At 37.7% G+C, this 21,897-nt stretch carries 21 protein-coding genes; 3 read left to right on the top strand and 18 right to left on the bottom strand.

What is annotated here, in order from left to right:
- Nucleotides 1-103 precede the first annotated feature (103 nt).
- The 4 genes from RM541_RS07310 to RM541_RS07295 are packed head-to-tail and all read right to left on the bottom strand — an operon-like array spanning nt 104 to nt 2,220.
- Nucleotides 104-337, bottom strand: a complete 234-nt coding sequence (locus RM541_RS07310; protein WP_311499560.1) for a DUF3820 family protein — start codon at nt 335-337, stop codon at nt 104-106.
- A gap of 10 nt (nt 338-347) precedes the next feature.
- Nucleotides 348-752, bottom strand: coding sequence for a response regulator (locus RM541_RS07305; protein ID WP_311499559.1), 405 nt, complete (start codon nt 750-752; stop codon nt 348-350).
- The gene (locus RM541_RS07300; RefSeq protein ID WP_311499558.1) at nt 749-1,618 is read right to left on the bottom strand and encodes a histidine kinase; all 870 of its coding nucleotides are present in this window, start codon (nt 1,616-1,618) and stop codon (nt 749-751) included. Before RM541_RS07300 ends, RM541_RS07305 begins: the two co-directional genes overlap by 4 nt.
- Nucleotides 1,619-1,632: 14 nt before the next feature.
- The gene (locus RM541_RS07295; protein WP_311499557.1) at nt 1,633-2,220 is read right to left on the bottom strand and encodes a carboxymuconolactone decarboxylase family protein; all 588 of its coding nucleotides are present in this window, start codon (nt 2,218-2,220) and stop codon (nt 1,633-1,635) included.
- Nucleotides 2,221-2,489: 269 nt separating this feature from the next.
- On the opposite strand from RM541_RS07295, the gene RM541_RS07290 reads away from it, so the two are divergent.
- Entirely contained in the window at nt 2,490-4,019 is a 1,530-nt protein-coding gene (locus RM541_RS07290) for a GH3 family acyl-acid amido synthetase (protein ID WP_311499556.1), read from the top strand.
- On the opposite strand, the gene RM541_RS07285 is transcribed toward RM541_RS07290, so the two are convergent.
- The 13 genes from RM541_RS07285 to RM541_RS07225 form a co-directional block, all read right to left on the bottom strand.
- Nucleotides 4,016-4,582 carry a hypothetical protein gene (locus RM541_RS07285; RefSeq protein WP_311499555.1) on the bottom strand — a complete coding sequence of 189 codons (567 nt, stop codon included), beginning with the start codon at nt 4,580-4,582 and terminating at the stop codon, nt 4,016-4,018. The two genes, RM541_RS07290 and RM541_RS07285, sit on opposite strands and share 4 nt — an antisense overlap.
- A gap of 280 nt (nt 4,583-4,862) precedes the next feature.
- Nucleotides 4,863-5,054: a cold-shock protein gene (locus RM541_RS07280; RefSeq protein WP_311484924.1), complete on the bottom strand. Its 192-nt coding sequence runs from the start codon at nt 5,052-5,054 to the stop codon at nt 4,863-4,865.
- Nucleotides 5,055-5,182: 128 nt separating this feature from the next.
- Nucleotides 5,183-5,653 (bottom strand): DUF4168 domain-containing protein, encoded by a 471-nt coding sequence (locus RM541_RS07275; protein WP_311499554.1) that lies wholly within the window; start codon nt 5,651-5,653, stop codon nt 5,183-5,185.
- A 208-nt stretch (nt 5,654-5,861) separates the two neighbouring features.
- Entirely contained in the window at nt 5,862-7,727 is a 1,866-nt protein-coding gene (locus RM541_RS07270; RefSeq protein ID WP_311499553.1) for a TIGR00341 family protein, read from the bottom strand.
- Between the two features lie 166 nt (nt 7,728-7,893).
- Complete coding sequence (locus RM541_RS07265) at nt 7,894-8,781, bottom strand: cation diffusion facilitator family transporter (protein WP_311499552.1); 888 nt, start codon at nt 8,779-8,781, stop codon at nt 7,894-7,896.
- An 80-nt stretch (nt 8,782-8,861) separates the two neighbouring features.
- Nucleotides 8,862-9,947 carry an AI-2E family transporter gene (locus RM541_RS07260; RefSeq protein WP_311499551.1) on the bottom strand — a complete coding sequence of 362 codons (1,086 nt, stop codon included), beginning with the start codon at nt 9,945-9,947 and terminating at the stop codon, nt 8,862-8,864.
- 77 nt (nt 9,948-10,024) lie between these two features.
- A complete protein-coding gene (locus RM541_RS07255) occupies nt 10,025-10,645 on the bottom strand; it encodes an NUDIX domain-containing protein (protein WP_311499550.1) in 621 nt (206 codons plus the stop codon).
- 113 nt (nt 10,646-10,758) lie between these two features.
- Complete coding sequence (locus tag RM541_RS07250; protein WP_311499549.1) at nt 10,759-11,328, bottom strand: pentapeptide repeat-containing protein; 570 nt, start codon at nt 11,326-11,328, stop codon at nt 10,759-10,761.
- Between the two features lie 16 nt (nt 11,329-11,344).
- Complete coding sequence (locus RM541_RS07245; protein WP_311499548.1) at nt 11,345-12,118, bottom strand: NIPSNAP family protein; 774 nt, start codon at nt 12,116-12,118, stop codon at nt 11,345-11,347.
- 85 nt (nt 12,119-12,203) lie between these two features.
- Nucleotides 12,204-12,758, bottom strand: coding sequence for a 2'-5' RNA ligase family protein (locus RM541_RS07240; protein WP_311499547.1), 555 nt, complete (start codon nt 12,756-12,758; stop codon nt 12,204-12,206).
- Between the two features lie 15 nt (nt 12,759-12,773).
- Entirely contained in the window at nt 12,774-13,670 is an 897-nt protein-coding gene (locus RM541_RS07235; RefSeq protein ID WP_311499546.1) for a CHAD domain-containing protein, read from the bottom strand.
- 289 nt (nt 13,671-13,959) lie between these two features.
- Nucleotides 13,960-15,192, bottom strand: coding sequence for a diaminopimelate decarboxylase (lysA, locus tag RM541_RS07230; protein WP_311499545.1), 1,233 nt, complete (start codon nt 15,190-15,192; stop codon nt 13,960-13,962).
- A 97-nt stretch (nt 15,193-15,289) separates the two neighbouring features.
- Nucleotides 15,290-16,462, bottom strand: coding sequence for an MFS transporter (locus RM541_RS07225; RefSeq protein ID WP_311499544.1), 1,173 nt, complete (start codon nt 16,460-16,462; stop codon nt 15,290-15,292).
- A 246-nt stretch (nt 16,463-16,708) separates the two neighbouring features.
- On the opposite strand from RM541_RS07225, the gene sucC reads away from it, so the two are divergent.
- Both sucC and RM541_RS07215 read left to right on the top strand, forming a co-directional pair.
- Nucleotides 16,709-17,902, top strand: a complete 1,194-nt coding sequence (gene sucC / locus RM541_RS07220) for an ADP-forming succinate--CoA ligase subunit beta (protein WP_311499543.1) — start codon at nt 16,709-16,711, stop codon at nt 17,900-17,902.
- Between the two features lie 244 nt (nt 17,903-18,146).
- The gene (locus tag RM541_RS07215; protein ID WP_311499542.1) at nt 18,147-18,479 is read left to right on the top strand and encodes a hypothetical protein; all 333 of its coding nucleotides are present in this window, start codon (nt 18,147-18,149) and stop codon (nt 18,477-18,479) included.
- Nucleotides 18,480-19,137: 658 nt separating this feature from the next.
- Here RM541_RS07215 and RM541_RS07210 read toward each other — a convergent pair.
- Nucleotides 19,138-21,699: an ATP-dependent Clp protease ATP-binding subunit gene (locus tag RM541_RS07210; RefSeq protein WP_311499541.1), complete on the bottom strand. Its 2,562-nt coding sequence runs from the start codon at nt 21,697-21,699 to the stop codon at nt 19,138-19,140.
- Nucleotides 21,700-21,897: the final 198 nt, after the last annotated feature.

Raw genomic sequence — 21,897 nt, 5'->3', positions numbered from 1 at the left:
AATTCAGGGCGCTAAATTACAAATAAGAATAGAAAAACCTGACAATATCAGAAGCTAATATTTTGGAGTTTTTTAAGAAAATAAAGCCTCAGAAAATGAAGTGCTATTGTGGGTAATTTTTTCTGATTTTTCGCAGGATACCTTCCATTCCGTTAACCTTAAGCTCGTAAACCTGTTGCATTTGCGCACCAAGTTTCCCTTCGGGAAAACCTTTTTGTTTGTACCATACCATATAGTATTCGGGAATATCGGAAAGAAAGTAATCTTTGTACTTTCCAAAATACATTTTTGCATGTGCCAGTTCAATAAGCGCTTTATGGTCTGGTTTTACTTCCATTTTGGATTAACTAATCGGGTATAGATCGAAAATTGCCATTTTTAGAAGGTGGCTTTAAATAGGAGGAGAGGAGTTTAAATTTTTCCTTATTAAGTGGTTTTACCACATATTCTACGACCCAAGGATAATCAATGGCCTTCTGTTGGTCCAGTTCGCTGGTACTTGAAGTGAGAATAATAGTTTTATGTGCTACTCCTTTCCTGCGCATCTCTTCGAGAAATTCCCAGCCTGTCATTTCAGGCATGTTGAGATCGAGAAAGATCAAAGCATTCTTTTTTTCCTGTTCTACTATTGCAAAGGCTTCTATGGGATTGGTAAAATCCTGTATATTTTCTTTATAACCTTCAACTTCAAGTAATTTTTTGGTAATAAAGTTTGCAATAGGTTGATCGTCTATGAGGTATATAGGGCTCATGTTTTTTCAGCTTTTAACTTAACCAGTTCCTGAGAAGCCATTTCTATAACTTCTTTTAAAACAAGGTCCATTTCTTCTACAGAAGCGACTAATTTAGGAATTAATTCTTTCCGGCAGGTCTCATCATCAAAAATATCAAAAAGCTGGGTTATGCCCTGAATCCTGGATAGTGGTTCTCTGACATTGTGTGCATTTAATGCAGAAATGTGAAGTAGTTTTTGGTTCTTCTCCCTTATTTCACGAGTACGCTCCTCTATGGTCTGTTTTTGATTTTCTACTATCTCCTTAATTTGAATATTCTGATGCTTAATAGTATCGTAAGCTTCAGATAGGGATTTATTTTTCCTGGCTAGCTGAGTTTTAAGGAATATCTCCTGAAATTTTGCTTCAAGACAATCTGTAACCAGTTTTAAAATTTCAACATCGGCATAAGCAAATGGTTTATTTTCATCAGAAATAAGAGAAACCAAAGCTTTTCTTTCGTTTTTCTGAAATGACCATGCCCATAATTCCGGATTTATAAGATTACCGGTTGTAATTTTTCCGTCGAAAAGTTGCAAGGGGATTTTCGCAGTCTTTAAAGGAATGCCACTGGTAAAAAGTTCTTCTTCGTAAGAAAGCAGCGAATCCTTTTCAGTAACGGTATGCGTGATTTCATTTCTGAATAACGAAAAAGTTAAAAAATGATCCTCTTGATCGAATACCATCTTGACGAGATGAAAATTGAGTAAATATTTCAAGTGCTTGCTGGTATTTTCCAGAACATCCTGAAGGCTTCCACAGCGGTTAATTCCATTGGCAAATTTGGAATAAGCCTCATAAATAATGCGGTATTGCTGGTAGGAATTGTTGCTAACGGAAGCCATTTGTTTACTAGATATTATTCTGTGGTTTCCAGCAATTCATTGTCAATTTTAATACCCGAAACATCTGCTATGGTATTAAGCATATTTACAAGGTCGGCCTGCGCCATAAGCTCCTGTATTTCTCTTTTTGAGAAACCAGCATTTTGCAGTTCTTCAAAATCTGCATCAGATATCTGGTCGTGATTTAGGGCAGCTTTTGTTACTACATTTACTGCTGTGCGGAAACTTGCGGGCATAGTGGGGGAATCCAGATTCTCTGTAGCTTTAAAATTTTCATCTTCAGAGATCATAGAACTCATGCTGTCTGCAAAAACGCCATGGGCATGGGAGCAGTAGTTGCAACCTCTTTTCTTGGAAACATTATATATAATGAGTTGCTTAAGTACGTTTGGCACTTCCCCTTCCATTAACGTATTCTTCAATTTGCTCCAGTTGCCTTTTAAGAGGGTGACATTGTCTCCCTGGCATTTAAACCAGTTTAGAACAAAAGGAAGTTGAAGCGTCTTTTTTGTGTCGTCATATATTTCTTTTACTTCAGGGGAAGCTTCTTCATAGGATACCATAGGATATCTCTCGGTAATTGCGGAATTGTTTGTATTCATAATAAGTAGGTTAAGATTAAATCACTTTTTTCCGGGCAGGAAATTAAAAGTGCAGGGCAAGATATAAAAAATAAAATCTATGAGTAAAATAAATTCATTTTCTGTTTGACTATGGCCTTTCCATGGCTTTTCGAGATATCTTTGAGATGGTGCATTTTAAAGCGTTTATGTTTTAGTTAAAGTATTGATAATTGCCAAAAGAAGTTATGCTCCTTTCGTAGTTTTAAATAATTTAGATCACTTTACTAATTAGGCAAAACTCCAATTGTATGGCTATTATAGGTTCCATTATTAAAAATCTTATTGATTTAAGAGATACACTTGTGTCGGATCCTGATGCACAGAAGGCGCAGCACGGCGAACTGGAAAAATTGCTGAAGAAAGCTAAAGATACTTCTTTTGGTAAACATTACGATTTTCAAGGCATTTTGAAGTCCGATAATATTGAAAAATCCTTTGCTGAAAAGGTCCCTTATTTTGATTATAATAAAATAAATAATGAGTGGTGGAGTAAGATGCATGAAGGGGAAGAAGATGTGACGTGGCCTGGAAAACCTCCTTATTTTGCTCTTAGTTCCGGTACAACCGGAAAAACCAGTAAGCGGATTCCTGTAACCGAAGATATGGTGGAAGCTATAAGAAAAGCAGGCATTAAGCAGGTGAGTGCTTTAAGTCATTTTGACCTTCCTTCAGATTTCTTCGAAAAGGATATTATGATGTTGGGAAGTTCTACAGATCTGCATGACGAAGGTGATCACCAGGAAGGCGAGATTAGCGGAATTAGTGCAAGTAACATTCCGTCCTGGTTTCAGGGCTATTACAAGCCAGGCAAAGAAATTGCTAAAATTGATGAATGGGATGACCGGGTACAGAAAATTGCCGAAAATGCCAAAAACTGGGACGTGGGAGCGATCAGCGGAATTCCTTCGTGGACAGAATTAATGATGAAGAAGATAATTGAGTATCATAAGGTAGATAACATTCACGACATCTGGCCAAATCTCCAGGTTTATGCCTCGGGGGGAGTTGCTTTTGAACCTTATGAGAAGAGTTTTAATGCCCTTCTTGACCATCCTTTAAAAGTAATAGATACTTATCTTGCTTCTGAAGGATTTCTTGCAATTCAGGAAAGACCCGATTCTCATTCTATGAAACTTATATTGGATAACGGAATTTATTTTGAATTTGTTCCTTTTAAACCGGAATTTATAAATGAAGATGGTTCTATAAAAGATGAAGCTCCGGTAATTTCCCTTTCTGAAGTTGAGGAGGAGCAGGATTACGTTTTGCTTATAAGTACAGTTTCCGGCGCATGGCGGTATTTAATTGGTGATACAGTCAAATTTACTGATGTTGAAAAACACGAAATTAGAATTACCGGTAGAACTAAATTTTTCCTGAACGTGGTAGGATCTCAGCTTTCAGTAAATAAAATGAATGATGCCATTCAGGCACTGGAAGATAAGTTTGACATTAAAATACCCGAATATACCATTGCTGCCGTAAGAATAGACGGGGAATTCTATCATTCCTGGTATCTTGGTACAGATTCCAATATTGAGGAAGAGAAACTTGCACAGGCTTTGGATGAAGAGCTCAAGGGAGCTAATAAAAATTATAAAGTAGCCCGTTCTAAATCACTTAAAGGAGTGAAAGTAACTACTATTCCACCAGGACTATTTCCCGAATGGAGTGGTGCGAATAAAAAGAAAGGCGGTCAGGTCAAAATGGAAAAAGTAATGAAGGAAGAGAAATTTGCCGAGTGGGAGGCTTTCGTTAAGAAGCAACTGGAAAGCTAATTCAGCTCTTCTACCAATTCCATAATTTCTTCTTGTGAAAGATAAAGGCTTTTAATTCTGTTCTTATACTTTTCTGAAAGATGAGCATGATTAAGAATAAAATCCTTGGTCGCGATGATGTATTCTCCTAATCCGTGATTTACCGCATATGTGTCAGCAGCTCGCTCAGCTTCACGTATATAACGTTTCGAAAGAACGTATTTTGTACCAAACCATAACATATTTACCGCACTACGGTTTTTGTAATCCATAATATGTCCCAGCTCATGTCCAATCCAGCCAATTAATACGTCTGAAGGTACGTTAGTAACATCAAATTCCTGTCCTTCAATATTAAAACGTTCGCTTATCATTATAAAATAAGAGCGATTGCCCTTCCTCTTTAAAAAATCCCCGATCTTGGGCTGTGCCTGCATGAAGGACTTCTTAATATTCTTTTTAAAACGAAATTCTATTGGGGTATCTTTAAGTTCCGGATAATGGGAAAGAGCAACATAAGCTTCTCTCCATATAACCTCGGGCACAATTTTATTACTAAATTTAAGGCTATCCTTTTGTTTCATATTTTGGCTATAGGCGCTGGCTAAGAAAAGAAAAGTGAGAATCCCCATAAATAAATATGTCTTCCCTACACGAATCAAATTGTTTGTTTTGAGTATTTAAATTCTCTTTTCCATAAAATTAAGTAATATGCAATAGTTGCCGAAACCACTGAAGTTAAATTGACCATAAAATCCAGTATATACATTAGTAGATTACCTCTCGCAGTTTTGTAATGTCCAGAAATAAAAAAAGCCTTACATCAAAATGTAAGGCCAAGAATATAGTATTTAAAACTAGTGGTTAAGCTTGTTTAACATTAACCGCGTTTAATCCTTTTCTTCCTTCTTCGAGATCAAACGTTACTTCGTCATTTTCTCTAATTTCGTCGATAAGACCATTTGCATGTACAAAGTACTCTTTGTTTGATCCTTCTTCTTTGATAAATCCAAATCCTTTTGTGTCGTTGAAGAATTTGACTGTTCCTTTATTCATTATAACTTAAATTTAATTTGGTCAAAGATAAATATAATTATCGAAAAACCACATATTTATAAATTTTTTATTAAAATTTTTTATCTGAGGCTTCAGGTAAAAATTTCCATTTTAAGTAAGTCTTACAATTATTGACCCTGTAACATTTCCTGCATTCTTTGTTGCATCTCAGGATTTGTTTGTAATGCCATAGCCAGTTTTTCATATCTTTCCATGGTAAAACCCTGCTCTGTAATTACTTCTTCCATTCTATCCTGAAACTCACCTTGCATTCCTTCGATTTTCTGAACAGTCGCTTTATACTTTTCCATTTCGTCTGCGCTTGCATCCAGTTCTTCGTTAGGATTCATAGAAGTCTGGTACATTTCATTAAAACGTTGTATTTCAAATCCTTCACTTTCTACCACCTTCACCATTTTTTGCTGAGCTTCCTGGTTTACCATCCTTAGGCCCTGATAAGCTTCTGCAAATTTAGCAAGCTCTTCGTTATCGACATCTACTTCCACTTTTTGCTGTTGAGGCATTGGTTGGGTCTGTGCAATGGCATTTACAGAACCAATAAGCGCGATAAATACGAGTAGACTCGCAAATTTTTTCATTTTAAGCATAATTTCGTTTCTTTAATTATTTCGATTTGTTCAAACATATAAAAATGTGAGTCGGCTCAAAAACAAAACAGACGATAATTACCCTTTTTTTTAAGAAATTAACAATGAATGGTTCTTTTTTGTAGTCATTTTCTTCACTTCAACAATTACCTCTTCTTTTCTTACAGAAAGGTAAACCAGGATGCTGCCGTTTTGAATATCAGAAACCTCTGGCTGAGAGCACTTCCAGGTTGATAGGTTCCCCAATCTCATCTTCAATCTTTATTTTTATTTTTCTGATTTCATCACTTTTTAGTGTCTCCGAATTTACCAGGGTGAGGGAAACGCGTAAGGTATCAGAAAACCTTACTCTTACATCCCTTACTACCACCTCATTCACTGTGGTTCCTTCCAACTTTTGAGTAATATTAGCTTCTTTTTTTATTCGGTTAAAAGAAAGTGATAGGGGGACCATCACCAGCCCAATAACTATTAATGTATAGACAAGGCCCATTCGCGCTTTTTTAAAAGGAGCAAAACCAAGTACGAGAAAAGTTATTCCGGCAAACATTATAATTCCTGCAAGATTGGTAAGGTAAAGTAAAAAAGCACCTGAAAAAACCTCCCAATCCCACCAGCCCACACCAATTCCCGCTACTGCTAAGGGTGGGACAAGTGCAACTGCAATTGCGACTCCGGCAAGACTTTTCGCAATTCCTTCTTTAGCATGGGCGTAGGCTGCGGCAATACCAGAGGCAACTGCAATACCCATGTCCAATAGGGTAGGGGAGAGACGGGCAGCAATTTCAGAAGTAGTGATCTTTAACGGAATTATAATACTGACTGTTGCGGCAAATAGCAGCGAAACAGCTGTGCCTATTAAGATAGTAAGTATGCCCTGTTTTAGCATTCGGGTATCATACCTTACCATTCCCATAGAAAATGAAACAATGGGGGCGATAATAGGAGCCAGGATCATTGCGCCTATAATTACAGGAGAGGAATCTGCAAAAAGTCCAAAGGTGGCAATTAACGTAGAGAGAATCATCATCACTACGTAAATAGATGTGGTTCTGGAGTTTTCACGTAAAACTTTAAAAAGGTCCTGGAACTCTTCAGCTGTTGCTCTGGGAAGGATTGGAATTGTTCTTTTTGTTAATTCTTTCCGTTTTTCTCCTGTGGGTAAGCCTTCCGTTTTTAAACTCTTTTTTTGTTCAGGTCCATCTTTGGTGGTGCAATAAATACTTGCTTGCTGTATACACAGTGCCTCCTGCTGGATTCTAAACAATATTTCCTTAGCTTCCTCCTTCTTACCATCGAGTGTGAATTCCACCGGAGCAGGATTGTCAATTTTTAATTCGGCAGTTCGCAGATGTCCTATAAAAGGAGGTAAATTACTAAGTTTTTTTTGAAGGGGGATCAGGCTCTGGAATAAGAACCATAAAAGTTCCAGGAGATTTTGAGGGCTAAGAACAAGAGTGTTAAATAACCCGTCATTCATTGCGTTTTCAGAAATTAAACGCTTGGCTACTACTGAACCCAATGGATGTTCTACCACGATGATGCCAAGAGCAGAAGTAGTAATTATTTTCTCGTCGCCAGCGCTTATTGTAAAAGCCTGGTGGGAAAGAGAAGAAAGCCTCCGGATATTTTTCAGAAAAGAATATACTTCAGAAAAGAAATTATTTGAATTATTATCTTTTGAGAAAATAAAGACATTACCAATGTTAACGGACTGAAACACTGGAATATTATTGCAGAAAAGCATGTCTAAATGTCTTGTTTCTCCCGTCTCTACAATTTCTTCTATTGCTGTTCCCAGATCGCTGGATAGGCCCAGACCTTTTATTGTATGTGTATTTTCGGGATGTGGAAGTATCCCCACTTTCCATTCGTTTTTGGATGCCTGTGGCAGGAAGTCACGTAAATCTTCACTGTTTAGATAGCAACAAATTATATCATTTTCCAGGGGAGACAGCTCTGTTGGTGGATAAGGGACGGTCTTAACCTCTACAGATTCAAGTAGTGGTAAGATTTCTTCTTCTACCTGTTCCTGGTCTTCGGGTTGATGTAATAAATATAGCATAGGCTATGTAATAGTTCTTAAGCCAAATTAATATAAATTACAACTACAGGTAAGTTTTTAACCTCAGTTTTGGAAAACAACTAATTAAAGGTTGAAATCAGGGTACTGTTACTTTCCGAATTATAAATTCAATCCTGATCTTTCGGCAAGGGAGTTAAAGTTCCCGCTACTTCAACACATATTGTTGATCTGGCTCCACGTGGATAAGCACATCAGAAATTTCAGGAAATTTTTCCTGCAATTCATTTTTCAGGTTATGAGCAATAGCATGACCTTTAGTAACTGTAATATCTCCTTTAACGATGAGATGAAGATCAATATGGAAAAATAATCCGGCTTTTCTCACAAAACACTTTTCAATAGCTATGACACCGTCCACAGAATCTGAAATCGTTTTGATGTCATCAATAAAATCATCATAAAGGTGCTCGTCCATAATCTCACTTAAAGCAGGACGAAAAATTAGAAACGCATTGTATACGATAAATCCTGAAGCTAATAAAGCCGCCCAGTCATCTGCAGTTTCGTAACCTTTGCCCATATAAACGGCGATGGAAATTCCGACAAAAGCCATAAGGGAAGTAATGGCATCGCTGCGGTGGTGCCATGCATCGGCTTTAAGAGAAGTACTGTTGGTAGCGTCACTTTTTTTTGAAACAAAACGATAAAAAAGTTCTTTAATGATTACAATAATTCCAAGAACTATAAGTGTATATCTTTCCGGGATTTTATGCGGTGTCTGGATGTTAATAATGCTTTCATAAGCAATAATGGTAGCAGAAACTAACAAAAATCCGACTACTGCAAATGTGATTAGCGGCTCGGCTTTTCCATGGCCATAGGGATGATTTTCGTCTGCCGGCTTGGTAGAGTATCTTATCCCGAACAGTACTAAAACAGAAGAAAAGACGTCTGTAGTAGATTCTATCGCATCTGCAATAAGAGCATAAGAATTCCCGAAAATCCCTGTAATACCTTTGACAAGGGCCAGCAGAACATTCCCGAGTATACTGAAATAGGTAGTCCTTATTGCTACTTGTTTTTTGCTTTCCATCTGCCAAAAAGTGTAGTAAATTTTGGCGCAAGTTACATAATTCAACAGGAAAAATGCTTCTCATATTAGCGGAAACTGCTCTATCGATCCTTCGGAAAAGGTTCCTTGCTAAGTAAAATCCCATAGGGTTTTAGAGCAGGGACATGAAGCAGAATTACAGTGATAATTGCCATAATCGGGATGGCTAATACCATTCCTACAATTCCCCACATTAAGTTGCCAATTACTACAACCAGAATTACAACAAAGGGGTGGAGATTTACACGATCGCCAACCACGTAAGGTTCCAGCACATAACTTTCCAGAAATTGTGCAATTCCAAAGGTAATTAGCACTCCAATTAAAACTCCCGTTTCTCCCGAGGTAAGATAACCAAAAGCCATGGCCATGGCGAGCCCTATCATATTTCCTATATAAGGGATTAGACTTAAAAATGCAGCAATAATACTGATTAAAACAAAGTTATCAACACCGGATATTCCCAGACCTACAGCGTACAGAATTGCAAGAAAGGCTATAAGCATTAATCTTCCAACCAGGTATTGGGGTGCAATTTTGGTACACTTCGCAATAACTTTCTTAACTTTCTGTCGCTTTTCCTTGGGGAATAAATGCAGAATGAACTCATTCAGTTTATGCCTGTAGTTAAGAAGAAAGAAAATATAGATGAAGGTAAGTAGGTAATTACCTATGGCTCCCGTTAGCGTACCAAGAAAACTGGCTGCTTTTTTTCCTGAATTTTCTTCAGAACCTCCTACAATAGGAATATCAGTGTTTTTAGATTTACTTGTGGAATCTGATATCTGAAGTTGCTCCTCATTTAAAGGAGTGTTTTGTTGTGCAAAATCCTTTAACTGCTCAATTTTGGGTTTCATGGTTTTCTTAATATCCGGCCACTGCTCTACAAAGTTTTTAAGTTGAAAAGAAACTAACGCCAGAAATCCAACAGAAACAAGAAAAATAAGGAAGGCGCTTATTAAAGATGCCGCAGACCGGCTAATTTTTCGCTCCATGATTCTGGCCAGAGGGAGCATTAAGAGTGAAAGGATAACGGCAGTTATGAAGGGAGATAAGAAGCCTTCCCCCTTTGAGAGTCCAAGAAATAAAAAATATGTTCCCACAATGATTATCGTGGGATACAGGAGAAACTTTTTGCCTTTGGACATTTTAATCTGATTTTTTATGAAGATACAAAAGAACTAAGTCTTCATGTTTAAGAATTCGTTAAAGCAGCATCAGAGGATTAGCGCTCTTCTTCCTGAACCAGTTTAGTTTCCACAGGAGTGCTTATAATATTATGAATTTTCATATGCTGCAGGAGCATAATGGTTTTGCCGTCTTTAATTTCTCCTTTCGCTATTTTAGCATAGGCCTCTTCAAAATCCATTTCCAATACTTCAATATCTTCCTGCTCTTCCTGTAGTCCACCGCCTTCACTCACCTTCATGTCTTCTGAATATTCACCAATAAAGAAATGAATAAGTTCTGTGACAGACCCCGGCGACATATAAGAATCAAAAATTTTTTCAGCTTTGGGAATTCTGTAGCCTGTTTCCTCTTCGGTCTCTTTAATGATGCATTTTTCCGGATAATCTTTATCCAATAATCCGGCACAGGCTTCTATCATCATGCCGCCGGGATTGTTGTTCAGATAAGTTGGCAAACGGAATTGCCTTGTAAGGATTACTTTTTTTGTGCACCTGTTGTATAAAAGAATACAGGCACCATCCCCCCGGTCATAGGCTTCCCGGTTCTGCACTTCCCAGGAACCATCCCTTCTCTGGAAATTGTAAGTTATTTCGTTTAATAAAGCCCATCTGTTTGATAATACTTCGGTTTTCCTGATTTTTATCTTTTCGCTCACGCCGGTATATAATTATTTCGTTTTTGTTGAAACATCTGTAACGGACAATGTTACGTAAGGCTTTCGAAACCTGCTAATGCGTTAGGTACATTTTATAAAAGATATACCACTTTTTAGGAAATCTTTAGGTTGTATCTGGTCAGAAGGCCCGGTAAGTTCTCTAGTGAGAATTTGGTATTTTTAAGCCTGTTCTCTTCAGGATCTATCGTAACATTTTCACATTTTCGAAAATCTGCGCCTTCAAGGTTAGAATTTAGGAAGGTAGCATTGCTCAGGTCCGCATTCGTAAAAATAGCACCGGTTAAATCTGCTCCTGAAAACTCTACCTGCTCCAGTTTGCAGTTATTAAATCTCGTTTTTTTAATTTTAAGCTGAAAAAATGAAGAAAAACTGAGGTCACAGGCTTCAAAACTGAAGGAAAGCAGGAAATCACTACATTCTTCAAATCTTAGGCCTAAAAGTTTACAGTTTTTGAAGTTACAGTCTCTAAATGAAGTTCCGTTTAATGCTGAAGAACTAAAATCACAATCTTCAAATTCACATTCCGAAAAGATAACTTCTCCTAAATTCAGATTGGAAAGAACGCACCCTCTAAAATGGCAATTTTCATATTCAGTAAGAAGTTTCTCGTTTCTAAAATCCAAGCGTTCGTACTCCTGATCTGCTGAGTAGCTTTCATCCATAACGGCTACTCAGGAATTAGTAATCTGAATATGCTGTTGGATATAAAAATAGAATATCTGCGTGAGAAACATTTTGAGAAGGATATTCAGGTCGGGAACTAAGTTCCTCCCAGTCTTCAGAAGCGCTAAATTGTTTCCAGTGTTTGTCACGGCTTTCCTTATTGGGGAAAGTGGTCATGTACATAAGGTTGGGCATGTCTGGTCCAGAAATGACTTCAGCGTAAAAAACAGCGTTAAAATCAAGTTTATCAAATATTTCCACTTCGCCGTTGTTAATCATGTCCACCTTATTCTGGAAAAGCGTTTCTGTTGGAGATTCATAACTACGCAACTCGTAAATCCTGCCTTCCCGTGGACCTTCTAAAGCAGAAGCCTGCATTTGCGGCATATCTTCAAAAGCTTTTAATAAGATGGACTGAAACCGAAGATATGGTGCATCATCATAAGCGGAATTCATAAAACTTTCAGCTTGATCGAGAAAGTCTTGATTCTGTCCAAGTTCCTGATTTAAATTTTTCCATTGCTCCAGCGAATTAAAAGGAATAAGCACATAAGTTTTTTTAATGGTGTCGTTTTCCTCGTACTGGCGAGGTTTAAATACTCCAATATTTTGAATTCCCGTTTCTTTTAAAGCAGGTAAATAAGCATTTTTAAGATAATCATCTGTTCGCTCTACCTGCGCTTCATCCTCGAAATGATAAATTTTTAACTGGTAAAATTCCTGATCTTGTGCATTAGTAATTGATGTAAATAGTAAAAGGAGTAAAAAAGCAACGGTAGGTTTGATCATTTTTGAAGTTTTTAAAAGATGAAGTCACTAAGATATTCTAAAAATTGTAAAATCAGAAAATAGTCTGGTTTTTCTTTTGTTGAAGCTAATCTACTAAAGCGAATTCCTTCAGAACATCCCAGGTTTTTCCATTATGTTTGAAAAGCGTAAGATTTTCGGTCATAAAAGAAGCATTAAAGTCACGTTTCTTATATTCCGGCCAGGCATTCTTGAATTCTTTCCGGCTAAGATCACGTGTGGCAATAGTAATATGCGGATGAATATCTGAACTCTTTTCCCGATCTTCCATACGGATTGTTGAAGCTAAAATCTCCTGAATGTTTTTATGTAACTGAAGGACCGGCGAAGGATTAGATACATTTACATAAATTACCCTACCCGAAAAATTTCCAAAGCCCGATAATTGTAGTTTTAAAGCATCGGCTTTAACGGCGACTTCCTGTAAAGCTTCAATAACAACATCTTCATTTTTTTCATCCATCTTAAATGGAATCTGAAGCGTGATATGTGCAGGTAATCGCAATGCTTTTTCAGAATTATACTTTTCTTTGACCTCTTCTTTTAACTTCCGTATTTGATTTTCCAGTTCATCATCAGGAACAAGAGCGATAAAATAAAGCGGAGCCTTTGTTTTTGCCATTTTCGTGCAGTTGTTCTAGTTCCAGTTTATTTTTAGGTACTTTTTTATACGGTTTTTAAAGGCTTTAGGTTTTTCAGCATAAATCAACGCTCCCTGCAGCTCAGCATTAGTCCTTAAATGGTCGCTATATTCCTTGATTAGAGCATGAATCATTTCTTTTTGCTTTTCATCCTTAAAATTGAAATCGCTATTTAATAATTTTTCATCCAGAACCATAAGATCGTGATCGTCGCCCAAATAATCTGCCAAAAGATGAATTTCTGCCTCCAGGGTTTTAAATAATCCCGGCCAAACGTCCTGAAGCAATTCACTATGATGCCACAGGTATTCTGCCCTTTTTCGCCATTCGTGGAAAGTTGCGGCATTAGGGTTGGCATAAGCTTCCTCCAGGGCATCGGCTCCCCTTTCGTAAACCCTCTTCAGGCTGGGAAGTATAACTGCAATATCAGTAGATTTCACCGGCCAGTCTTCTAATCTCTCCTTTGCAGTTTCAAGTTTTTCCACAAGATATTCTGAAAAGAAATCTTTTTCCTGAAGCTCTTCTGTGACCTTGTCTCTTTCTTTCTCTAATTCTTGTTTGATGCTGTCAAAAAATTTTACATAGATATGATCACCATACCTTTCTTTAAGGTTGTCCACCGTTTCCATGTTCGCGGTAAGATCCCTGATTGGCGCCAGTTCACGTCCCAGGTCCCGAAAATAAATATTGATTTTCTTGTACTGCTTTTCGCCCATTTCGTCCCGGACGAGCCTTGCAAGGGCGCGGAGTTTCTTCAGGCGTTTGCGAATATCGTGAACTGCTTCGTTAATTTCAGCCTTTTTGAGTGAAGTAAGACAGGCTTCTATTTCTTCGGAAGCAATTCTATTGATGTTTTCATTAAGGTCTTCCTGTTTTTCCAGTTTGTAGCTCATTTCCCGATTTTTCACTTAAGATACTGAATAGCTTAAAAGAAATAGGTTAGGATTTTATTAAAACTGAAGGTTTTTCGGGTGAAATAAACGTATTTTCAAGAAAACTTCAGAAGAAATTATAGAAAACAGGATTTATTTACATTTTATATGTTCCTGCAGGGTTTTTTTGAACCTTGTAGGTATGGTGAGCAAATACTTCTACAAGATTCCTCAACTTTTTAGTAGGTAAGAACAGAAAAAAGAGACTGCTCTAAAATGGCAATTATCGACCTACAGTTCGATTTATGGCTTATGAAGACTGTGCACTTTCCACATTAATGTCAAGATCTACGGGAACCTGGTGCTTAATTAAATCTTCAAAAGTTTCTCTTTTCCTAATAAGGTGTGCTTCACCTTTATACCACAAAACTTCTGCAGGGCGGTACCTGGAATTAAAATTACTGGACATAGAATAACTGTAAGCCCCGGCATTGCTGAAGGCAAGAATGTCACCTTCGGTAATTTCAGCAATACGCCTGTTGCTGGCAAAAGTATCTGTTTCGCAAATATATCCCACAACAGAGTAGAAGCGTTCCTTGCCTTCAGGATTGGAAATATTCGAAATATGGTGATGTGAGCCATAAAACATCGGGCGAATAAGGTGATTAAACCCGGTATCTATTCCTGCAAATACGGTTGAGGTGGTTTGTTTTATCACGTTGACCTTTGCAAGGAATTTCCCGGCCTCACTTACAAGATATTTTCCAGGTTCGAAAGCGAGCGTAAGTTCGCGACCATATTCTTTGCAAAATGCTTCAAATTTTGAGGTAAGTTGCGCTCCAAGGTCTTCAATATCTGTTTCAATATCTCCTTCTTTATACGGAACTTTGAATCCGCTGCCAAAATCCAAAAATTCAAGGTCTTTGAAATTCCTTGCCGCATCAAAAAGAATTTCTGAAGCGTGTAAAAATACTCCAATGTCTAAAATATCACTTCCTGTATGCATGTGGATACCGTTGATATTCATGCCGGTATTTTCTACAATCCTAAGCAGGTGCGGCATTTGATGTATGGAAATGCCAAATTTCGAATCAATATGGCCAACAGAAATTTTGGAATTACCTCCCGCCATTACATGAGGGTTTATCCTGATGCAGACCGGAGTTTCAGGATGTCTCGTCCCGAATTGTTCTAAAATGGATAAATTATCGATATTTATCTGCGCTCCCAGAGCGGCAACCTTTTCAATTTCTTCCAGAGAAACGCCGTTTGGTGTATAGATGATCCGGGAAGGATCCACGCCGGCTTCAAGACCTAATTTTACTTCCTGGATCGACACGGTATCGAGTCCGCAGCCAAGAGAGTTTAGAAGCTTCAGAATAGAAATATTAGACAGGGCTTTTACTGCATAATGTATACGCAGTTTTTCTACATTAAAAGCACTGGTTAACCGGTTGTATTGCGAAATAATTTTTTCGGCATCATATACATAAACCGGACTTCCAAATTCTTCGGCTACAGCTAAAAGGTCTTGATTGTTCATTTGTTCTGAATTATGAGGTGGCAAAAATACAGGAGAAATTTGATTTTCGGCAAACCGGATTTGAAAAATAACCAATTCAGTAAATTTGTTATATAAATCAGGTTTGTAGCGCTGCTCTTTGTGTATTCCTTTTTCTAATCCAGATCACGCCCACTGCAATAAAGATACCTGCCCCTGCCATTCCCGCTCCAACCCAGTCTGCAGAAGTAAATCCATAACCATAGGCGATTGGCAATCCTGCAAGATATGCACCTGATGCATTTCCCATATTAAAAGCACTCTGATTTAAGGAAGAACCCAGCATTTCTGATCCTTTAGCTGAATTTATCACCGCCATCTGAATAGGAGTGGAAAGCGTAAAGGCAACCGTTGCGATAATGAAGGTCATCACGAGGACTGCAATTTTATCTGAAGCCAGATAAGTATTGGCAATAAGTACAATCACCATTAAAGCGAGACTGATTAAAACAGAATATATAGGAGAAAATTTTTCAGCAAGTTTAGCGCCAATCAGGTTACCCAGCACCATACCAAGCCCCGCAAGAATCATGGCGTAACTTACTATACTTTCCGGGTGACCTGCAACTTCTGTGATTAGTGGGGCTATGTAGCTGTACCAGGCAAAAAATCCTCCTGTTCCCACGGTAGTAAGTAATATTACCATCCATAGTTCCAGTCTTTTCAGAACTTTCAAATCTTTTATAATTCCGTTGTTGGAAGGACGGGATAATTCCGGCATCCAGAATTTAATGCTCAGAACTGCCAAAACTCCGACTACACCCACAGCCATAAACGAGACGTTCCAGCTATAGTTATGTCCTAAATAAGTTCCAAAAGGTACTCCCAGGACGTTAGCAACGGTAAGCCCGGTAAACATTGTGGCAATGGCCCGGGCAGATTTCCCTGGTTTCGCAAGTTGCCCTGCGACCACGGCTCCAATTCCGAAGAAAGCACCGTGAGGTAAACCAGATAAAAAGCGGGAAATAAGTAATAAATGATAAGAATTGGCAAAGGCAGAAAGGGTGTTAAACACCGTAAACCAAACCATAAGCAACATTAAAACTTTATGTGCAGGCCATTTTGATCCTATTCCAGTAAGCAAAGGAGCGCCAACAACAACCCCAAGAGCATAAGCCGAAATGAAATGGCCTGCCTGTGGAATTGTGATATTGAGAGCAGTGGCGACATCCGGTAGGATTCCCATAATCACGAATTCGGTCATTCCAATACTAAATCCTCCAATTGCCAGAGCTAATAGTGCTTTATTCATGCAAGAAAATTAAAAGCGCAAAAATACGGGAGAATTCCTGGTTAGAACAAAATAGACAGGGAAAGTTACGATAACCATATAGTTGACGGGGGGTGCTTAAATATCTGCCATACAATTAGAGGTGCGTAGGGCTTTGGTCTTTAAGAAACTTTTGAGCGGTTATGAGTTAATTAAAAAAGATTGGTACAATAGTATTGTATTTGTTACTTTTGTGAACTATAAATAATACAGAAGAAATACCTGATTATGAATATACACGAATATCAAGGAAAGGAAATACTGAATAGCTTCGGAGTTCGAATCCAAAGAGGGATTGTTGCTCACAATGCGCAGGAGGCAGTAAATGCTGCAAAAGAATTAACCGAACAGACCGGAACTGGCTGGCACGTAATTAAAGCACAGGTTCATGCCGGTGGACGTGGTAAAGGTGGCGGGGTGAAACTTGCTAAAAACCTTAAAGAGGTTGAGGAAATTGCACGAAACATTATCGGGATGGACCTGGTAACTCCACAAACCAGTGCTGAAGGTAAAAAGGTACACCAGGTACTTGTTGCTGAAGATGTATATTATCCGGGAGAAAACGAGCCAGAGGAATATTATATGTCTGTATTGTTAAATCGTTCTACAGGTCGCAATATGATTATGTATTCTACGGAAGGTGGAATGGATATAGAAACTGTTGCTGAAGAAACTCCGCATTTAATTTTTACTGAAGAAATTGATCCTTCTGTTGGACTTTTAGGATTTCAGGCACGTAGAATTGCCTTTAATCTTGGCCTTAGCGGTACTGCTTTTAAAGAGATGGTTAAATTTGTAAGCTCTCTTTATACTGCTTTTGATAAATCTGATTCTTCGCTTTTTGAAATCAATCCGGTTTTAAAAACCAGTGATGACAAAATTATGGCGGTAGATGCAAAAGTGACTTTAGATGATAATGCACTTTTCCGTCACAAGGATTATGCTGAAATGCGAGATATTCGTGAAGAAAACCCTACTGAAGTTGAGGCTAAGGAAGTCGGACTTAATTATGTTGCACTTGATGGAAACGTAGGGTGTATGGTAAATGGAGCCGGGCTTGCAATGGCAACAATGGATCTTATTAAGCAGGCAGGTGGTGAGCCGGCCAACTTCCTGGACGTTGGTGGTACGGCAGATGCCAAAAGAGTTGAAGAGGCTTTTCGCCTAATTCTTAAAGATGAAAAAGTAGAAGCTATTCTTGTAAATATTTTTGGTGGAATTGTACGTTGTGATCGTGTTGCACAAGGTATTGTAGATGCTTATAAAAATATGGGTGATGCCATAAATGTTCCAATTATCGTAAGGTTACAGGGAACTAATGCAGATGTTGCCAAAAAATTGATAGATGAAAGCGGACTGGGAGTGCACAGTGCTGTACAATTCCAGGAAGCTGCAGATAAAGTACAGGAAGTACTTTCCTAGAATAACATATTTTTCAGAAAGTGAAAGGCTGTCCCTAATGGGCAGCCTTTTTTTATTCCTCTTCTGAACACGCCGATATCTTTCTTTTCTATGTTGCAGTTTTAAAAGTTCGGAAATGAAACCTGAAAAAATACGGAGATCAAAAAACCCATTAAACGTTAAAACTTTGTGAATTAGGGATACTTCTGTAACGATGAATACTGAAGGTCAGTCTTTTACGTATAACCTTTAAATTTTATTTATTATGAAAAGAATTAATTTTTTAATGCTGATGTTCATTTTTTGCGTCGGCAGCGTATTATCTGTAAATGCTAAGATTACTACAGAAGATCCCAGTGCTGTAAAAAATGAAATTGAAAAGCTTCTTAAGGATCACGACCTGAAACTGGAGGAGGATGTGGTCACCAACGTTCTTTTAACTTTAAATGATGACAAAGAATTGGTAGTCTTGCTTATTGAATGCGAAAATAAGGATGTGAGGGCTTATATTAAAAGCAGGCTAAACTACAGGAAAATCAAATCCTCTATGGAGAGCAAATTTGAAAATTTTGTAATGCCTGTTAGAATAAAGGCTTAACATCATTCATCTATCTTATTTCAGTCAAAAGACGTTATCACATAAAAAAGAAGCTGTCTCATTTATTTGATTCAGCTTTTTTGTTTTATGGCTGCAGCTGCTCTTCTTTTTGTATAGTGCATCTTTCAAGGCTAAAGTAGCTATAGAGGCGATTAAAGAGCAGACAATTACACATGTAGAGTAAAGGAAGGGATTTGGGCAACATTTATACAGAACATTTTAGGAAGTCAATTCAATATATAAAAGTATATTTTAATCCTCGAAAAGGAAATCTGGATCTTTATAAAATAGATAGAGCATGTCGCAGATGATTGCCTTCTTATCCGCTCGGTAGAGTGCTCAGCTTTAGCCCTGTGCTTTTTTAGCAGCTCTAATTTTGATTCCGGTTCAAGTATTTTCTGTTCAGGTGCTTTGTCACCGTTATTTTTACTTGTTTTTCCTCATTAAGATTTAACGTGTTTCCTGAACAACTTATTGTTTATAAGAAATTGAGTAATTTTTTTTGGTGCATTTCAGATATCCTGTCTTTGTTGGTTTTTTCTTTACACTAGCATTTAAGTGTAGCTCTATTTTAGGACACGGGACAATAGTTAAAAAACAAAACCGTCCCACTTTGGTAAATGAGACGGCTTCTATTTAATATAAACTAAGTTTAAGATTAGGATTTAGTTTCCTTAACGGTGTTATCAACATTTATCGTTAGCTCATTTTTCTCTTCATCAAGATCCATCATTATAGTGTCTCCTTCATTTACATGAGCCGTAATAATTTCTTCAGCAAGTGCATCTTCAATATATTTCTGAATTGCCCGGTTAAGAGGTCTTGCACCATATTGTTTATCAAACCCTTTTTCCGCAATAAAATCTTTTGCTTTGTCTGTTAATTTTAAGGTATAACCAAGACTTCCAATACGTCCGTACAATTTGGCCAGTTCTATATCAATAATTTTATGAATATCTTCCCTTTCTAAAGAGTTAAAAATTACAACATCATCAATACGGTTTAGGAATTCCGGAGCAAAAGCTTTTTTCAGCGCACCTTCAATAACTCCTCTGGTGTTCTGATCTACCTGAGATTTCATTGCGGCAGTTCCGAAACCAACGCCCTGTCCAAAATCCTTCAGTTTTCGTGCTCCAATGTTGGAGGTCATTATAATGATAGTATTCCTAAAATCAATTTTACGACCTAAGCTATCTGTTAAATATCCGTCATCAAGAACCTGAAGCAACATATTAAATACATCGGGGTGTGCTTTTTCAACTTCATCAAGAAGAATTACGGCGTAAGGCTTACGTCTAACTTTTTCAGTAAGTTGTCCACCTTCTTCGTATCCTACATATCCCGGAGGTGCTCCAATTAATCTTGATACAGCAAACTTCTCCATATATTCACTCATATCAATTCTGATAAGAGTGTCTTCATTGTCAAATAATTCCCGGGCCAGTACCTTTGCCAATTGTGTTTTACCAACTCCTGTCTGGCCAAGGAAAATGAAGGAGCCAATTGGTTTATTAGGATCTTTAAGACCAGCTCTGTTTCTTTGTATAGCTTTTACAACTTTAGATACGGCGTCATCCTGTCCTATTACCTTGCCTTTAATTTTATTAGGCAGTTCAACCAGTTTATTGCTTTCTGTCTGTGCAATTCTATTTACAGGAACACCAGTCATCATTGAAACCACGTCAGCAACACTATCTTCGCTAACAGTTTCTTTGTGTTTCTTCGACTCTTCTTCCCATTTTTCCTGCGCCAGGCTTAGTTCTTTTTCCAGATTTTTCTCGTCATCCCGAAGTTTGGCAGCCTCCTCATATTTCTGTTTTTTAACGACGGAATTTTTATTCTCCCTTACTTCTTCAAGCTTTCGTTCTAAATCAAGAATTTGCTTAGGAACGTCTATGTTTATAATATGAACTCTCGAACCTGCTTCATCTAAAGCATCAATAGCCTTGTCGGGAAGGAAACGATCGGTCATGTACCTGTTTGTAAGTTTCACACAGGCTTCTATCGCTTCATCTGTGTAAGCTACGTTATGGTGCTCTTCATATTTGTTCTTAATATTGTTAAGGATTTCTATTGTTTCTTCTACCGTAGTAGGCTCAACAATTACCTTCTGAAATCTTCTTTCCAGGGCACCATCCTTTTCAATATATTGCCTGTACTCATCAAGAGTGGTAGCTCCAATACATTGAATTTCCCCTCTTGCAAGAGCCGGTTTAAACATATTACTTGCATCCAGACTACCTGTAGCGCCGCCAGCTCCAACTATTGTATGAATTTCGTCTATAAAAAGAATAATATCTTCATTCTTTTCCAGCTCATTCATTACAGCCTTCATTCGTTCCTCAAATTGCCCGCGATACTTGGTGCCTGCAACCAGACTTGCAAGATCTAATGTTACCACACGTTTATCAAAAAGAATACGAGATACTTTTCTTTTTACAATTCTTAGTGCCAAACCTTCAGCTATGGCAGATTTACCGACACCTGGTTCTCCTATAAGAAGCGGATTATTTTTTTTACGTCTGCTTAAAATTTGTGAGACCCGTTCAATCTCTTTCTCTCTTCCTACTACAGGATCAAGCTTGTCAGCCTCAGCCATTGCGGTTAAATCACGGCCAAAGTTATCTAGTACCGGGGTTTTAGATTTCTTTGAAGTTTTGCCAGGTCCGCTACCACCTCCGCCACTAAATGGATTGTCCTTGGTAGCATCATCTGTATCACCTTCATCAGAGAAGGATTCTGCAGAAGGAATATCAGAAAAGTCATCCTCATCATTGGCAATCATATATTTAAACTGATCCTTAACTCCGTCATAATCGATCTTAAGCCTGTTTAAAAGCTTCGTGGTAGGATCGTTTTCATTTCTTAGAATACATAATAACAGGTGTGCGGTATTTATAGACGTACTTTGAAAAAGCTTTGCTTCTAAAAAAGTTGTCTTTAACGCACGCTCTGCCTGTCTTGTTAAGTGAAGATTTTTCTTTTCGTTAGAAATTGATCCTGAACCAGGATTGGCAGGACTTAATATTTCTACTTTTCTTCTTAAATGACTAAGATCTACATCAAGTGCATTTAATATTTCTATTGCTTTACCATCACCGTCACGCAGCAAACCAAGCATAAGATGTTCTGTCCCTATAAAGTCGTGGCCGAGTCGTAATGCTTCTTCCTTACTGTAAGAAATTACATCTTTTACTCTTGGCGAAAAATTATCATCCATGTTATTTTCCTTTCTCTCATTAAATTACTAATCATTAGAATTCAAAAACTGTACCTAAGATCAGTCGTAAGCTAATTGACGAAATTACTTCCATTAATCAAAATTCAAAATAACGAACTTATTAACGAAAGTGCACTAAAAATTTGTTAATAAAATATACGTAAAGAAGCGGCTAATGCGGCATAAAACATGAGGAAA

The sequence above is a fragment of the Autumnicola psychrophila genome, assembly GCF_031846645.1.
GTDB lineage: Bacteria > Bacteroidota > Bacteroidia > Flavobacteriales > Flavobacteriaceae > Autumnicola > Autumnicola psychrophila.
This window is presented reverse-complemented; position numbering and strand designations above follow the sequence as displayed.

What these genes read in the sequence shown, in the direction of transcription:
- RM541_RS07310 (WP_311499560.1), bottom strand. Translation starts at nt 337, where the DNA reads ATGGAAGTAAAACCAGACCATAAAGCGCTTATTGAACTGGCACATGCA.
- RM541_RS07305 (WP_311499559.1), bottom strand. Translation starts at nt 752, where the DNA reads ATGAGCCCTATATACCTCATAGACGATCAACCTATTGCAAACTTTATT.
- RM541_RS07300 (WP_311499558.1), bottom strand. Translation starts at nt 1,618, where the DNA reads ATGGCTTCCGTTAGCAACAATTCCTACCAGCAATACCGCATTATTTAT.
- RM541_RS07295 (WP_311499557.1), bottom strand. Translation starts at nt 2,220, where the DNA reads ATGAATACAAACAATTCCGCAATTACCGAGAGATATCCTATGGTATCC.
- RM541_RS07290 (WP_311499556.1), top strand. Translation starts at nt 2,490, where the DNA reads ATGGCTATTATAGGTTCCATTATTAAAAATCTTATTGATTTAAGAGAT.
- RM541_RS07285 (WP_311499555.1), bottom strand. Translation starts at nt 4,582, where the DNA reads ATGAAACAAAAGGATAGCCTTAAATTTAGTAATAAAATTGTGCCCGAG.
- RM541_RS07280 (WP_311484924.1), bottom strand. Translation starts at nt 5,054, where the DNA reads ATGAATAAAGGAACAGTCAAATTCTTCAACGACACAAAAGGATTTGGA.
- RM541_RS07275 (WP_311499554.1), bottom strand. Translation starts at nt 5,653, where the DNA reads ATGAAAAAATTTGCGAGTCTACTCGTATTTATCGCGCTTATTGGTTCT.
- RM541_RS07270 (WP_311499553.1), bottom strand. Translation starts at nt 7,727, where the DNA reads ATGCTATATTTATTACATCAACCCGAAGACCAGGAACAGGTAGAAGAA.
- RM541_RS07265 (WP_311499552.1), bottom strand. Translation starts at nt 8,781, where the DNA reads ATGGAAAGCAAAAAACAAGTAGCAATAAGGACTACCTATTTCAGTATA.
- RM541_RS07260 (WP_311499551.1), bottom strand. Translation starts at nt 9,947, where the DNA reads ATGTCCAAAGGCAAAAAGTTTCTCCTGTATCCCACGATAATCATTGTG.
- RM541_RS07250 (WP_311499549.1), bottom strand. Translation starts at nt 11,328, where the DNA reads ATGGATGAAAGCTACTCAGCAGATCAGGAGTACGAACGCTTGGATTTT.
- RM541_RS07245 (WP_311499548.1), bottom strand. Translation starts at nt 12,118, where the DNA reads ATGATCAAACCTACCGTTGCTTTTTTACTCCTTTTACTATTTACATCA.
- RM541_RS07240 (WP_311499547.1), bottom strand. Translation starts at nt 12,758, where the DNA reads ATGGCAAAAACAAAGGCTCCGCTTTATTTTATCGCTCTTGTTCCTGAT.
- RM541_RS07235 (WP_311499546.1), bottom strand. Translation starts at nt 13,670, where the DNA reads ATGAGCTACAAACTGGAAAAACAGGAAGACCTTAATGAAAACATCAAT.
- lysA (WP_311499545.1), bottom strand. Translation starts at nt 15,192, where the DNA reads ATGAACAATCAAGACCTTTTAGCTGTAGCCGAAGAATTTGGAAGTCCG.
- RM541_RS07225 (WP_311499544.1), bottom strand. Translation starts at nt 16,462, where the DNA reads ATGAATAAAGCACTATTAGCTCTGGCAATTGGAGGATTTAGTATTGGA.
- sucC (WP_311499543.1), top strand. Translation starts at nt 16,709, where the DNA reads ATGAATATACACGAATATCAAGGAAAGGAAATACTGAATAGCTTCGGA.
- RM541_RS07215 (WP_311499542.1), top strand. Translation starts at nt 18,147, where the DNA reads ATGAAAAGAATTAATTTTTTAATGCTGATGTTCATTTTTTGCGTCGGC.
- RM541_RS07210 (WP_311499541.1), bottom strand. Translation starts at nt 21,699, where the DNA reads ATGGATGATAATTTTTCGCCAAGAGTAAAAGATGTAATTTCTTACAGT.